The following is a 13,356-nucleotide window of genomic DNA, read 5'->3' as shown; positions in this document are numbered from 1 at the left end:
CCCCTTCCGCGGCCCGCCCGATCCCGCCCCCGGAGACCAGCCCCCGCTTCGCGCACCCGGCCGCGATCCGCTCATGTGTCCCTCCCCACCCCCGCCCCCTCCCGTACGCCCCCTGCACAGGTGCCCCTGCGGGCACGGCCCCTCACGGCCGTACTCCGCGCGCCCTGGCGGACGCCCGGTCCGCCCCGCCGAAAGGGCTTGCCCGCCTCCGCGACGACGGCTCTGACCTGGGGTTCTTGGGGACTTGGGTGGGTCCGGTGCGGAGTCGTCACCGGTGGTTGACACCCCGGAACCGGTTCGAAGCGCTGAGTGCCGCTGTGAGCCCCCTGAAGCCCCGGTCCGCATATGGGGAGTCGGAAGCGGTCGGTTGAGGGCGGCACATGCGTACTCAGCTACCCGCAAACCCCCATCACTGTCGGCGTTACCGGTAGACTGAGCAGTAATCCCGCTCCCGGAGCGGGGGCTTGGCGAGTGACGAGAGATCGACGCTCGGTGAGCCCCGCTTCAGCAGCACCGCACCACCTCGCACACCGCGAGACACCGCACCGCCGACTAACGCCGAGTAGAACGACGCAGCCGCTCCCGCCCTTCGGGTTCAGGTCTGTGCTGTGCCAGAAAGGGCGCTTCGTGGCCGATTCCGGCAACCCCAACGAGAACAATCCGTCGACCCCGGACGAGGACGGCCCCGGCGCCGTGCCCGACCCGGGGCAGAGCGATGTTTCACGTGAAACATCGGCGGCGGCCGAGGTGGAGGCGGACGCGGTGAGCGGTGATGTTCCACGTGAAACATCGAGCCTTCCCGAGTCGTCCTACGACGCCAACGCGATCACGGTCCTGGAAGGGCTGGACGCGGTACGCAAGCGCCCCGGCATGTACATCGGCTCGACCGGTGAGCGCGGCCTGCATCACCTCGTCCAGGAAGTCGTGGACAACTCGGTCGACGAGGCCCTCGCCGGGCACGCCGACACGATCGACGTCACGATCCTCTCCGACGGCGGCGTCCGGGTCGTCGACAACGGGCGAGGCATCCCGGTGGGCATCGTGCCCTCCGAGGGGAAGCCGGCCGTCGAGGTCGTGCTGACCGTCCTGCACGCGGGTGGCAAGTTCGGCGGTGGCGGCTACGCGGTCTCCGGCGGTCTGCACGGCGTGGGCGTCTCGGTCGTCAACGCGCTCTCCACGCGCGTCGAGGTCGAGGTGAAGACCGACGGTCACGTCTGGACCCAGCAGTACGAGCGCGGTGTGCCCATCGCCCCCCTGCACAAGGGCGAGGCGACGCAGGAGCACGGCACCTCGGTGACCTTCTGGGCCGATGGCGACGTCTTCGAGACCACCGAGTACTCCTTCGAGACCCTCGCGCGGCGCTTCCAGGAGATGGCCTTCCTCAACAAGGGCCTCACCATCAAGCTCACCGACGAGCGCGAGTCCGCGAAGGCCACGGCCGGCGCCGACAGCGCCGACGTCGTGGACGCGGAGGAGCCGCCCCAGGCCCGCACCGTCACGTACCACTACGAGGGCGGCATCGTCGACTTCGTGAAGTACCTCAACTCCCGCAAGGGCGAGGTCATTCACCCCTCGGTCATCGATGTCGAGGCCGAGGACAAGGAGAAGCTGCTCTCCGTCGAGGTCGCGATGCAGTGGAACGCCGGGTACACGGAGGGGGTCTACTCCTTCGCGAACACGATCCACACCCACGAGGGCGGTACCCACGAGGAAGGCTTCCGCGGCGCGCTGACGACGATCGTCAACAAGTACGCCCGCGACAAGAAGCTGCTCCGCGAGAAGGACGGGAACCTCACGGGTGACGACATCCGCGAGGGTTTGACGGCGATCATCTCCGTCAAGCTCGGCGAGCCGCAGTTCGAGGGCCAGACGAAGACGAAGCTCGGCAACACCGAGGCCCGTACCTTCGTGCAGAAGATCGTCTACGAGCGCCTCGCGGACTGGTTCGACCGGAACCCGAACGAAGCCTCGGACATCATCCGCAAGGGCATCTCCGCGGCGACCGCGCGTGTCGCCGCCCGCAAGGCCCGCGACCTCACGCGCCGCAAGGGCCTCCTGGAGACGGCCTCGCTCCCCGGGAAGCTCTCGGACTGCCAGTCCAACGACCCGACCAAGTGCGAGATCTTCATCGTCGAGGGCGACTCCGCCGGTGGTTCCGCGAAGTCCGGCCGTGACCCGATGTACCAGGCGATCCTGCCGATCCGCGGCAAGATCCTGAACGTCGAGAAGGCCCGCGTCGACAAGATCCTCCACAACCAGGAGATCCAGGCGCTCATCTCGGCCTTCGGCGCCGGGGTGCACGACGACTTCGACATCGAGAAGCTCCGCTACCACAAGATCATCCTGATGGCGGACGCCGATGTCGACGGGCAGCACATCAACACGCTGCTCCTGACCTTCCTCTTCCGCTTCATGCGCCCGCTCGTCGAGGCAGGGCACGTCTACCTCTCGCGCCCCCCGCTCTACAAGATCAAGTGGGGCAAGGACGACGTGGACTACGCCTACTCCGACCGCGAGCGGGACGCGCTCATCACCCTGGGCCGCGAGAACGGCAAGCGGCTGCGCGAGGGCGCGGTGCAGCGCTTCAAGGGGCTCGGCGAGATGGACGCCGAGGAGCTGCGGGTGACGACGATGGACCAGGACCACCGCGTTCTCGGCCAGGTCACCCTCGACGACGCCGCTCAGGCAGACGACCTCTTCTCCGTCCTCATGGGCGAGGACGTCGAGGCGCGCCGCCAGTTCATCCAGCGCAACGCCAAGGACGTCCGCTTCCTCGACATCTAGGCATCCCCCTCCGGTGTCCGGCGGCCCGCGCGCCCCCAGACACCGGAGCCCGGGCCCGGAGCACCGGGCCGGACAGCCCCTGGATAGCGAGCAGGCCGAAAGGACCAGTACGGCACATGGCCGACGAGAACACCCCCACTCCCGACGAGGAACCCACGGGGCCGATCCCCGCAGCCGGCGAGGGCGTCGCAGGACTCGCGATGCGCGTCGAGCCCGTCGGGCTCGAAACCGAGATGCAGCGCTCGTACCTCGACTACGCGATGTCGGTCATCGTCTCGCGTGCGCTGCCCGACGTGCGGGACGGGCTCAAGCCCGTGCACCGCCGCGTGCTCTACGCGATGTACGACGGCGGCTACCGGCCCGAGAAGGGCTTCTACAAGTGCGCCCGCGTCGTCGGCGACGTCATGGGGAACTACCACCCGCACGGTGACTCCTCGATCTACGACGCCCTCGTCCGTCTCGCCCAGACCTGGGCGATGCGCATGCCGCTCGTCGACTCCAACGGCAACTTCGGCTCCCCGGGCAACGACCCGGCCGCCGCCATGCGGTACACCGAGTGCAAGATGGCCCCCCTCTCGATGGAGATGGTGCGGGACATCGACGAGGAGACCGTCGACTTCTCGGACAACTACGACGGCCGCTCCCAGGAGCCGGACGTCCTGCCCTCGCGCTTCCCGAACCTGCTGATCAACGGCTCGGCGGGCATCGCGGTCGGCATGGCCACCAACATCCCCCCGCACAATCTGCGCGAGGTCGCGGCCGGTGCCCAGTGGTACCTGGCCCACCCCGAGGCGGGCAACGAGGAACTCCTCGACGCGCTCATCGAGCGCATCAAGGGCCCCGACTTCCCCACCGGTGCCCTCGTGGTCGGCCGCAAGGGCATCGAGGAGGCCTACCGGACCGGGCGCGGCTCCATCCCCATGCGCGCGGTCGTCGAGGTCGAGGAGATCCAGAACCGGCAGTGCCTCGTCGTCACCGAGCTGCCGTACCAGGTCAACCCGGACAACCTCGCGCAGAAGATCGCCGACCTGGTCAAGGACGGCAAGATCGGCGGCATCGCCGACGTCCGTGACGAGACCTCCTCGCGCACCGGACAGCGGCTCGTCGTCGTCCTCAAGCGGGACGCGGTCGCGAAGGTCGTCCTCAACAACCTCTTCAAGCACACGGACCTCCAGACCAACTTCAGCGCGAACATGCTGGCCCTGGTCGACGGTGTGCCGCGCACGCTCTCCCTCGACGCCTTCATCCGGCACTGGGTCACCCACCAGATCGAGGTCATCGTCCGGCGCACGCGGTTCCGGCTGCGCAAGGCCGAGGAGCGCGCCCACATCCTGCGCGGTCTGCTCAAGGCGCTCGACGCGATCGACGAGGTCATCGCGCTCATCCGCCGCAGCGAGACCGTCGAGGACGCGCGCGGCGGCCTGATGGGCCTCCTGGAGATCGACGAGATCCAGGCGAACGCGATCTTGGAGATGCAGCTCCGCCGTCTCGCGGCCCTGGAGCGGCAGAAGCTCACCCAGGAGCACGACGAACTCCAGCGGCGCATCGACGAGTACAAGGCGATCCTCGCCTCCCCCGAGCGGCAGCGGCAGATCGTCAGCGACGAACTCGGCCAGATCGTCGACAAGTTCGGCGACGACCGTCGCAGCCAGCTCGTGCCCTTCGACGGCGACATGTCCATGGAGGACCTGATCGCCGAGGAGGACATCGTCGTCACGATCAGCCGCAGCGGTTACGTCAAGCGGACCCGTACCGACGACTACCGCTCGCAGAAGCGGGGCGGCAAGGGCGTGCGCGGGGCGAAGCTGAAGGAAGACGACATCGTCGACCACTTCTTCGTCACCACGACCCACCACTGGCTGCTCTTCTTCACCAACAAGGGCCGGGTCTACCGGGCGAAGGCGTACGAGCTGCCGGACGCCGGCCGCGACGCCCGCGGGCAGCACGTCGCGAACCTGCTCGCCTTCCAGCCCGACGAGTCGATCGCGCAGATCCTCGCGATCAAGGACTACGAGGCGGCCCCGTACCTGGTCCTCGCGACCAAGGGCGGCCTGGTCAAGAAGACCTCGCTCAAGGACTACGACTCGCCCCGCTCCGGTGGCGTCATCGCGATCAACCTGCGCGAGACCGACGACGGCCGCGATGACGAGCTGATCGGCGCCGAGCTGGTCTCGGCCGACGACGACCTGCTGCTCATCAGCAGGAAGGCGCAGTCGATCCGGTTCACCGCGACGGACGACACCCTGCGCCCGATGGGCCGCGCCACCTCGGGCGTGAAGGGCATGAGTTTCCGTGACGGGGACGAACTGCTCTCGATGAATGTCGTGCGTGCGGGTACGTTCGTCTTCACCGCGACCGACGGCGGTTACGCGAAGCGCAGCCCCGTCGACGAGTACCGGGTCCAGGGACGTGGCGGCCTCGGCATCAAGGCTGCCAAGATCGTCGAGGACCGGGGTTCGCTCGTCGGTGCGCTGGTGGTCGAGGAGACCGATGAGATCCTCGCCATCACGCTCGGGGGCGGGGTGATTCGTACGCGAGTCAATGAGATCAGGCAGACGGGCCGTGACACCATGGGCGTCCAACTGATCAACCTGGGCAAGCGCGATGCCGTCGTGGCCGTCGCGCGCAACGCCGAGGCCGGACGCGAGGCCGAAGAGGTCGACGCGGACGGTCCTGACGAGGAACCCCAGGCGGACCCGGCCGAGGGCACGGCCGAGGGCACGGAGCCTTCGGCTGAATAAGCGCGAGGAGTGAGGACGTGACTGGAACCACGGGCGCGGGCACCAACGGGACCCCGCCGGAGGGCGACCGTGGTTCCGGGAGCGGCAGACGCCGGCGCGCACCGGATTCCCAGGGGGGAACTGTGACCGATACCCGAGGCCCGCAAGCGCAGCAGTACGGCGGCGGGCCCGATCCCTACGGCAGTGGCGCGGTGGGCCCGCAGGGGCAGACGGGCCAGGGGACCGTCGGCGGTGGCCGCCACGGCGGCGCCGGTGGCCCGGCGGCGACGCAGTCCGCGGGGGCCGCTCCGTACCAGCCTCCGCAGGCGTACCAGCCGCCCACGGGCGGTCAGGGGCCCGGCGGCCTGAGCGGGACCTCGGGCGGTGGCTCCGCTGGCCGGGGCGTGCGCAAGCCGCGGACGGGCGCCCGTCCGGTGCCGCGCACGCGCAAGGCGCGGCTGCGGGTGGCGAAGGCCGACCCGTGGTCGGTCATGAAGGTGAGCTTCCTGCTCTCCATCGCGCTCGGCATCTGCACGATCGTCGCCGCGGCGGTGCTGTGGATGGTGATGAACGCGATGGGCGTCTTCTCCACCGTCGGCGACACCGTCTCGGAGGCGACGAGCTCCAGTGACGGGGGCGGCTTCGATCTGGAGTCCTTCCTCTCGCTGCCGCGGGTGCTCATGTTCACCTCGGTGATCGCGGTCATCGATGTCGTCCTGATGACGGCCCTGGCCACGCTCGGGGCCTTCATCTACAACCTCTCGGCCGGCTTCCTCGGCGGTGTCGAGCTCACGCTCGCCGAGGACGAGTAACCGATTTTGGGACTGGCCGCCTCGTGCGCTAATCTTCAGAGGTCAGCGCGCGAGCGCGCGGGGCTATAGCTCAGACGGTTAGAGCGCTTCCCTGATAAGGAAGAGGCCACAGGTTCAAGTCCTGTTAGCCCCACCGACACGAAAGACCCCCGGTCTCAGGACCGGGGGTCTTTTGCTGTCTCCGGGGGGACGGCGCCTGGCGGTGGGGCGAGGGGGAGGCGGGGAGAGACGAGGGGACGCGGGGGACGCGGGGGAGGCACGGGGGATACGGGTGGGGATACGGCCAATGGCCCCTGCGGCCGGGGGCCGGGGGCGGGAGCGCGGGGTCGCGCGGGGCGTGCGGGGTCCTGCGGACAGGGACGGCACGGTACAAGGGGATACGCAACAGGGGGACGTGGGCGGGCGTGGAGAAGGGGGGCGGGCTGAGGGTGCGTCGCGCTGACGGGACGTGCTGGAGGGACGTGCGCAAGGGCGGGGCGGGGGCAGGACGGAGGTGTCGCCCTGGGGACGCCCGGTGTGCGGGCGGGCTCTGGGGGATGCCGCGCGGGTCGTACGGGGCCGGGGCGGCGTGCCCCGGTGGGTGGTGCCGGTCGTCGTGGCGCCGAGGGTGCCGGCGCCTGCGCTGCTCGTGCTTGCGGTGCTGGTGCGAGGGCCGGTGACGGTGGTGGTTCCGGCGGTTCAGGTGGTTCGGGCGGTCGTGCCGGTGAGGGTTTCCGGCGTCCGGCGACCGGGGGCGCGTCGTGGTGCTCGCGCGGTACAGGGCGGGGTGGCGCGTGCGCGGCGGCGGGAGGGCGGCTCACGGGGCGGAGGCGACGAGCGGGGCCGTCTTGTGGAGACCGGCGGACGACGGGCGCGCCTGCGCGCTGTCGTGGTGCTCGCGGGCGGCCGGGATGCCGGGAAGCGCGAGCGGGGTCTCGGCCGGGCGGGACAGGGCGGAGTCGAGGGCGTCCGCAGGGGCCGGGATGCCGGGGGCGAGCGGGGCGGGGGCCGCGACCGGCGTGGACTCGGCGGGGCGTGCGGCGGGCAGCGAGGGCGCGAGCGTGTCCGCGACCGGCTCGGAGGTGCCTGGTGTGACGTGCGTGTGCGCCGTGGCGGGGGAGACGGCCGAGGCTGCCGTACGGGGGGTTCCGAGCGCCGCGCGTGCGGCGGGCAGTGCGGGAGCCGGGCCCGTGGTGTACGGGTGGTCGAGCGGGACGACGAGCTGGCGGCAGGACGGTGAGGAACCGTGCTGCTCGGCCCTGATGCGCTGCTTCATCGTGGGCGGCAGCGAACGCCCCTGGACGGGCGGTGGCCCGAAGAGGGCCGGGGCGACGGCGAAGCCCTGCGGGCCGCTCTCCTCGCAGGGGAGGTCGCGCGGCTGCGGCGCCGGGGTCGTGGGGGCGGCGGCCTGGGCGGGGGCGGCCGTGAAGCCGAGGAAGGCGAAGAGCGCGAGGAAAGCGCCGACGAGCGCCTTCCACAGCGTCGAGAAGGTCTGGGCAGCCACGGTGTGCTCGCTTTCAGCTTGGTCGATTTGCGTACTTCCTCATGATGTGTACCGACGGTGCCCAGGGAGGGAGCGACGCCCGTGGCGCGCAGTTCTTCTGATGAACGTCACTCGGACGGAGGTCCCCTGACAGTCCGGGGGACGGCTGCCGCCCGGGTGCCGAAGGGGGCGCCGAGTGGTATGGGCCGGTGTGTATAGTCGGGCGGCAGAGGTCCCTGAACGTCAAAGAAGGACGAGGTCGCGCGGTGAAGAAGCTTCTCCTGGTCGCACTGGCCGCCATCGGCGGGCTCCTCGTGTACCGCCAGATCCAGGCGGATCGCGCCGAGCAGGATCTGTGGACGGAGGCGACCGACTCGGTTCCCTCGGGTTCCTGAGCAGTCGCGCTCCCGCTGAAACGGGCTCCAGTCGCCACGGGCGACCGGGGCCCGTTGTCGTGTCCGGGCTCCCCGGGTGGGGCACCCCGGAGGCACGCCCGGGCGTCCCTGCCCCCAAGGGGCCTGCCGCTGCCGTGAATTCGGCGCTCGTGCGGGACAGCGGGCTGTGCGGGGCGGCAGGATGGGCCGGGCGTGGGGGCGCGGGCTCCCGGGGGACAGGGGGCTGCGGATGCGGGGCAGGCGGATACGGACGGCGTGGCGCGCGGGCACGGGCGCGTTGCTCGGGCTGGGCTTCGTCCTCGCGGCGGCCGGTCCCGCACCGGCGGCGCGGGACCCCTTCGGCGACTACGCCTTCGCTCCCGGCACGCGCACGGTCCGGGGTGTCGCGTCGAGCGCGGAGGCGCCCGTCCTGGAGGGCGGGACGCCGTACCGCAGCAGCGTGCGGCCCTCCGACGGGGCGCTGTACTACCGCGTCGAACTCCCGGGCGGCGGCGAGTCCTACGCCTCCGTCGTCGCCGTGCCGCCCGCGGGCACGCGGCTGACCTACGGGGACGGGGTGCGGGTCGCCCTGCGGAGCCCGGAGGGCGGGTACTGCGACAGCGCGGACGCGCAGGCGGCCGGCACCCCGTGGGCACGGCCGATGAGCGCCGTCGTCGAGCAGACGCCCCGGCTCACCGGGCAGTGCGCTGCGCCCGGCACGTACTACGTCGTCGTGGAGCGCACGACCGGGCGCGGGACGGACGAGGTGGCGCCCTCGGTCGCCGCCTGGGCGCTCGACCTGCGGCTCTTCACCGAGCCCGCCCCGCGCACCGCTCCCCCGGCCACGGCGCCGCCGCGCGCCACGAGCACCCCGCCCGCGCCGCCCGGCGGGACGCCGCGCGAGCGCGAGGGCGGCAAGGGGCCCGCCCACCTGGGCGACAGGGCGCGCATCGGCCCGGGGACGTGGCGCGACCGGCTGCGTCCTGGTACCACCCGCTATTACGCGCTGCCGCTCGACTGGGGACGGCGCGCCTCCGTGGAGGTCGAGCTGGGCAGTGCCGTGGCGGGCGGCTCGGGCGGGAAGACCGTCGCCTCGGCGCTGCGGGCCGCGCTCGACAGCCCCGTGCGGGCCGAGGTCGTCTCGGACGTGGCCTTCTACGCGGGCACGCCCGCATCGGCGCACCTCGACACGGGTGCCCCCGTCTCCTTCGCCAACCGCTACGCGGGCGGCGGCCTGCGCACGCTGCGCTTCCCCGGGACCTACGTCGTGCGGGTCTCGCTGAGCCCGGAGCTCGCGGCGGCCTACGGGGACGAGCCGCTCGGGGTCGTCCTGCGGGTCGCGGTGCGGGACGAGGGGCGCGCGGGCAAGGCGGTCACCTACTCCGGGGACCCGGGAATCTTCCAGGTGGGGGACGACCCGGCGGGGAACGGGCCCCGGGGGGAGCGGCGGGCCGCCGCGCCGGGCGGGGAGGGGATGCGCCGGCTCGCGGCCGGGAGTTTCGCCGCGGGGCTCGCGCTGGTGGGGTGGCTCGGCGTGTGGCGGCTGCGGGGACGGCGTACCGCCTGACGCGACATCAGGGGGCTTGGGTGAGCGCCCAGAAGCCGACGGCGAAGCACAGGAGCGCGAGCAGCAGGACGGGCACCGCGACCTTGGCAGGCGGCCCGCCGCCTGGCCGTGGCCGCGCCGCGGGCTCCGCGCGCCGGGGCACGGGCCCCGGGACCGGCGGGTGCGCGGGCGGCGGGGGAACGGGGCGGGCCACGGTCGTGGTCGGGGCGGCGTGCGGCAGCGAGGCCGAGCTCGGCGGCGTCGTCCCGCGCGCGTACGGCGGCGTGCTCCGCTCGTACGGGACCTCGGGGTCGAAGGGGCGCGGGAGCGGGCCCCGCTCGGTGAAACCGGGTGGCGGCGGGCCGAGTTGGTCGAAGACCTCGATCGGCTCCTCGTCTGCCGTCGGCTCCGGAAGGAGTCGTGCGGCCTCGGCGAGGGCCTTGCGCACGGCCGTCGCGGTGCGGAAACGGTGCTGCGGATCGGGGTGGAGGAGCGGGCCGAGCACCTCCCACAGCGGCGCGGGGACGTCGCGCGGCGCGGGCGGGACGCCGCGCGCGTAGGCCGCGACGAGGCCCTGCGCGTCGGGGCGGCCGCCGGTGAGGAGGTGGATGGCGACGAGCCCGGCGGCGTAGAGGTCGGCGGGTACGTCCGGTTCGGCGCCGAGGAGCTGTTCGGGGGCGATCCAGCCGGGGGTGCCGACGACGTGGTCAGGTTCGGTAAGCCGCGGCTCGTCGCGGTGCACGGCGATGCCGAAGTCGGAGAGCCACAGGTGCGGGGGGCCGGTCCCGGTCGCTTCGAGGAGGAGGTTCGCCGGTTTCACGTCGCGGTGGACGACGCCCTCGGCGTGCACCGCGCCCAGCCCGGCGAGCAGTTGGTCGAGCAGGACGCACACGTACGCGGGCGGCAGCGGCCCGTAGTCGCCGACGAGGCGCTCGACGCTGCCGCCGCGTGCGAGGTCCATCGTGAAGAGGACCTGCTCGTCGTCGGCGGCCCAGCTGCGCGGGGCGAGGACGTGCGGGTGGTCGATGCGCAGGGCCTGTTCGCGTACGAAGCGCAGCAGCGTGTGCGCGTCGCGGCGGTGCAGCACCTTCGCCGCCACGTAGCGGCGGCGCCGTCGGTCCCAGGCCCGCCAGACGGCTCCGGCGCCGCCGCGACCGATGGGGTCGGCGAGGACGTAACGGCCCGCGAAAGTCTCGGCCATGGCGGCGCTCAGCCCTGGTGCGTGGCGTAGTGGTCGATGGCTTCGGAGGTGCGCCCGGCCCCGTACACCCGGAGCAGCTCGGCGAGTTCGGGGTGGTCGTCGGCGATGAGCGCGGCGGCGGCGACGATGTCCTGGGCGGAGGCGACCGAGCGCAGGAGGGCCTGCATCTCACGGACGACGCGGCGCACGGTGGGGGCGCCGCCACTCGTCGAGCCGGTCTGTCCGGTGGAGAGCACGGAACCGCCGCGCGAGGCGCGGATCTCGTCCATCCGCAGGGTGGCCTCGGCGGCGGGGACGCTGCCGTCGACGACCTGGGCCGCGAGTTCCTGGAGGAGCTGGACGCGCTGGACGACGCTCGGATTGCCGATCTTGGCGCGCTGGCCGCTCATGAGCTGCGAGAGCATCGGCGCGGAGAGTCCGAGGACCGCGGCGAGGCGGGCCTGGTTGAGGCCGAGGTCGTCGATGAGGCGGCGGAAGAGCGTGCCGAGCGGCTCGCCGTACCAGACGCGCTGCAACTCCCGCGACTTCGCGGCGGTTTCGTGGTTCCGGCCACGCTCCTCGTGCGGGCGGGCCGTCTCCGGGGCGTTCTCCTGCGGGAGGCGGGCGGTCTCCGTGGAGGGCTGCGGGAGCCGGGCGCTCTCCCCCGTCGCCGCTCTCGCCGTCGCTTCCCGGTGTGCTGCGTCCATGGCGCGTCTCCCCTTGGCTTCCCCACAGGCGCGGTTCGTACGGGCGAACCACCGGCCGTGCGCCGGCGGCCGGTTGCCCGGGCCCCCTCCGGCCCCACGTGCCTGACCGCATCCTACGGAGCGGTCCCCGCCGAGGGCAGCCCCGCGAGGCCGCCTCCTGGGGCCGTCCGCATCGCTTTTTGCGGAAGCCGGGGGGTGTACCGCTATCCTGTGGCAGGTGTCAGCGTCGCTTCCGGCGGTGGCACGGCATCCAGGGCCCTTAGCTCAGTTGGTAGAGCGCCGTCTTTGCATGGCGGATGTCAGGAGTTCGACTCTCCTAGGGTCCACCGCAGGTCGGAGCCCCCCTCGCCGCGCGCGAGGGGGGCTCTTTCGTGTCGGGAGTCCACGGCGACTCCACCTCCCCCGCGCTCCCCTCCCGGGCAAGTGACGGGTTCGCCCGCGCGAAGCCGGGGGAGGAGCCGGGAAAGCGGTCCGGACACGGACAAGGGGGGAGAGCGATGATCGGTGAGGCGGCGCTGTACGGCGGGATGGCCGTGGTGCTCGCGGCCGGGCTCGTGAGCCGGCTGGGCGCACGGAAGCGGGCGCGGGTCTTCGAGGAGCGGTACGGCTCCTACGAGGGCTTCCGGCGGCAGGTGGACGCGGGGCGGGTGCGGGAGGTCGCGCGGAAGCGGGGGAAGGTCGCCGCCGTCAAGGAGGTACGGGAGGCCCATCCCGGGGTCTCGCTGGTGACGGCCAAGCGGTACGTGGACCAGTTGCCGGCCTGAGGCGGCGGGGCGGTCGGCGGCGCGGGGCCATCCCGGTTTCCCGGCAGCGAAGGGCGGTCGGCGCGTGTTCCACGTGGAACATCGCTCGGCCGCTCGGTCCCTGTTCCACGTGGAACATCGCGCGAGCCGACCGGCCCTCGGCCCACGAGGACAACGGCTTGTCCCTGGTCCAGGGAACGCCGCCCGGCCCGGGGCGTGCAAAGCCCCCGGGCGGAAAGGCTCCGTCCGGGGGCGTACGCGTGCGGGAGGGCCGGTGGCTCAGCCCTTGTGCTCGGCGCTCGACGGGGACTCGGCGTCGGAGGTGCCGTCGACCGCGCTGAGGTGGCCGCCGCTCTCCGGGACCTCGGTGGGGGCCGGGGGCTCGACGAGCCAGTCCGGGTTCGCCTGCTTGTCCCACCACTTCCAGGCGGCGTAGGCACCGCCCGCGAGCAGGGTGACGACGGCGAGGCCCTTGACGAAGCCACCGCCGCGGCGGCGCTGGTTCTTCTTGACGAGCTTCTGCACGTCCTTCGGCGAGACCTGGCCGCGCAGTGCGGCGAGTGCCGCCGCGCTGCGCGCGCTCGCCTCCTCCGCGACCGGGGTCGCGGCGGCGCGGGCCTGCTCGATGCGCGGGCGGGAGTAGTCGGCGGCCTGGTGGGCCGCCTTGCGGGTCTGCTTGGCGGCCTTGCGGGCCTGGACCGCGGCCTGCTGGGCCGCTTCGTCGACGCGCGGCGGGATGTGGGTACGGGCCTGCTCCAGGCGCGGGGCCAGGTAGGCGTCGTACTGCACCTTGGCCTGGTCGGCGGCCTGGGCGACCTTCGGCGCGAGCCGGGAACGGGCCTCGCCGGCGTAGAGCGCGGCGCGCTCGCGGGCGGTGTCGGCGTAGGGAGCAACCGCTTCCGCGGCGTGCAGCACGCTCTCCCTCGCCGAGCCCGTCGCGGCGCGCACGCTGTCGATGCGTGTCACGGGTTCCTCCTCCTCGGTGGCGTACGGTATTTCACCTTTCCACCCCCGGCGCGATCATGCCC

General features: G+C 72.6%; 10 protein-coding genes and 2 tRNA genes. 8 read left to right on the top strand and 4 right to left on the bottom strand.

Translation table 11 applies throughout. The features are described from left to right. Positions 1–603 precede the first annotated feature (603 nt). The 4 genes from gyrB to IF99_RS0110125 all read left to right on the top strand — a co-directional run bounded on the left by gyrB (position 604) and on the right by IF99_RS0110125 (position 6,449). The gene (gyrB, locus tag IF99_RS0110140; RefSeq protein WP_030996058.1) at positions 604–2,784 is read left to right on the top strand and encodes a DNA topoisomerase (ATP-hydrolyzing) subunit B; all 2,181 of its coding nucleotides are present in this window, start codon (positions 604–606) and stop codon (positions 2,782–2,784) included. Positions 2,785–2,900: 116 nt separating this feature from the next. Continuing rightward, positions 2,901–5,525, top strand: coding sequence for a DNA gyrase subunit A (gene gyrA / locus IF99_RS0110135; RefSeq protein WP_030996057.1), 2,625 nt, complete (start codon positions 2,901–2,903; stop codon positions 5,523–5,525). A 17-nt stretch (positions 5,526–5,542) separates the two neighbouring features. Beyond that, a complete protein-coding gene (locus IF99_RS0110130) occupies positions 5,543–6,316 on the top strand; it encodes a DUF3566 domain-containing protein (RefSeq protein WP_234340640.1) in 774 nt (257 codons plus the stop codon). A 59-nt stretch (positions 6,317–6,375) separates the two neighbouring features. Further along, positions 6,376–6,449: transfer RNA gene (locus tag IF99_RS0110125), tRNA-Ile, on the top strand. A 663-nt stretch (positions 6,450–7,112) separates the two neighbouring features. Here the strand turns inward: IF99_RS0110125 and IF99_RS0110120 are convergent. After that, entirely contained in the window at positions 7,113–7,799 is a 687-nt protein-coding gene (locus IF99_RS0110120) for a DUF6344 domain-containing protein (RefSeq protein WP_030996055.1), read from the bottom strand. A gap of 245 nt (positions 7,800–8,044) precedes the next feature. Here IF99_RS0110120 and IF99_RS32185 point away from each other — a divergent pair, with 245 nt between their 5' ends. Beyond that, positions 8,045–8,173: a DLW-39 family protein gene (locus tag IF99_RS32185; RefSeq protein WP_007824483.1), complete on the top strand. Its 129-nt coding sequence runs from the start codon at positions 8,045–8,047 to the stop codon at positions 8,171–8,173. 229 nt (positions 8,174–8,402) lie between these two features. After that, positions 8,403–9,719 carry a hypothetical protein gene (locus IF99_RS0110110; protein ID WP_030996054.1) on the top strand — a complete coding sequence of 439 codons (1,317 nt, stop codon included), beginning with the start codon at positions 8,403–8,405 and terminating at the stop codon, positions 9,717–9,719. Between the two features lie 7 nt (positions 9,720–9,726). Here the strand turns inward: IF99_RS0110110 and IF99_RS0110105 are convergent, their stop codons facing one another. Beyond that, positions 9,727–10,899, bottom strand: a complete 1,173-nt coding sequence (locus IF99_RS0110105) for a serine/threonine-protein kinase (protein WP_030996053.1) — start codon at positions 10,897–10,899, stop codon at positions 9,727–9,729. An 8-nt stretch (positions 10,900–10,907) separates the two neighbouring features. Further along, positions 10,908–11,585: a helix-turn-helix domain-containing protein gene (locus IF99_RS0110100; RefSeq protein ID WP_030996052.1), complete on the bottom strand. Its 678-nt coding sequence runs from the start codon at positions 11,583–11,585 to the stop codon at positions 10,908–10,910. A gap of 253 nt (positions 11,586–11,838) precedes the next feature. On the opposite strand from IF99_RS0110100, the gene IF99_RS0110095 reads away from it, so the two are divergent. After that, positions 11,839–11,911: transfer RNA gene (locus IF99_RS0110095), tRNA-Ala, on the top strand. Positions 11,912–12,082: 171 nt separating this feature from the next. Continuing rightward, on the top strand, positions 12,083–12,349 hold the full coding sequence (locus tag IF99_RS0110090; protein WP_030996051.1) for a hypothetical protein: 267 nt from the start codon (positions 12,083–12,085) through the stop codon (positions 12,347–12,349). A 258-nt stretch (positions 12,350–12,607) separates the two neighbouring features. Here the strand turns inward: IF99_RS0110090 and IF99_RS0110085 are convergent, their stop codons facing one another. After that, positions 12,608–13,294: a DUF5324 family protein gene (locus tag IF99_RS0110085; RefSeq protein ID WP_030996050.1), complete on the bottom strand. Its 687-nt coding sequence runs from the start codon at positions 13,292–13,294 to the stop codon at positions 12,608–12,610. Positions 13,295–13,356: the final 62 nt, after the last annotated feature.

The sequence above is a fragment of the Streptomyces sp. NRRL F-5630 genome, assembly GCF_000719475.1.
Taxonomy (GTDB): Bacteria; Actinomycetota; Actinomycetes; order Streptomycetales; family Streptomycetaceae; genus Streptomyces.
The sequence above is the reverse complement of the archived record's forward strand: the minus strand, read 5'-3'. Positions and strand labels throughout refer to the sequence as shown.

What these genes read in the sequence shown, in the direction of transcription:
- gyrA (WP_030996057.1), top strand. Translation starts at nt 2,901, where the DNA reads ATGGCCGACGAGAACACCCCCACTCCCGACGAGGAACCCACGGGGCCG.
- IF99_RS0110110 (WP_030996054.1), top strand. Translation starts at nt 8,403, where the DNA reads ATGCGGGGCAGGCGGATACGGACGGCGTGGCGCGCGGGCACGGGCGCG.
- IF99_RS0110105 (WP_030996053.1), bottom strand. Translation starts at nt 10,899, where the DNA reads ATGGCCGAGACTTTCGCGGGCCGTTACGTCCTCGCCGACCCCATCGGT.
- IF99_RS0110100 (WP_030996052.1), bottom strand. Translation starts at nt 11,585, where the DNA reads ATGGACGCAGCACACCGGGAAGCGACGGCGAGAGCGGCGACGGGGGAG.
- IF99_RS0110090 (WP_030996051.1), top strand. Translation starts at nt 12,083, where the DNA reads ATGATCGGTGAGGCGGCGCTGTACGGCGGGATGGCCGTGGTGCTCGCG.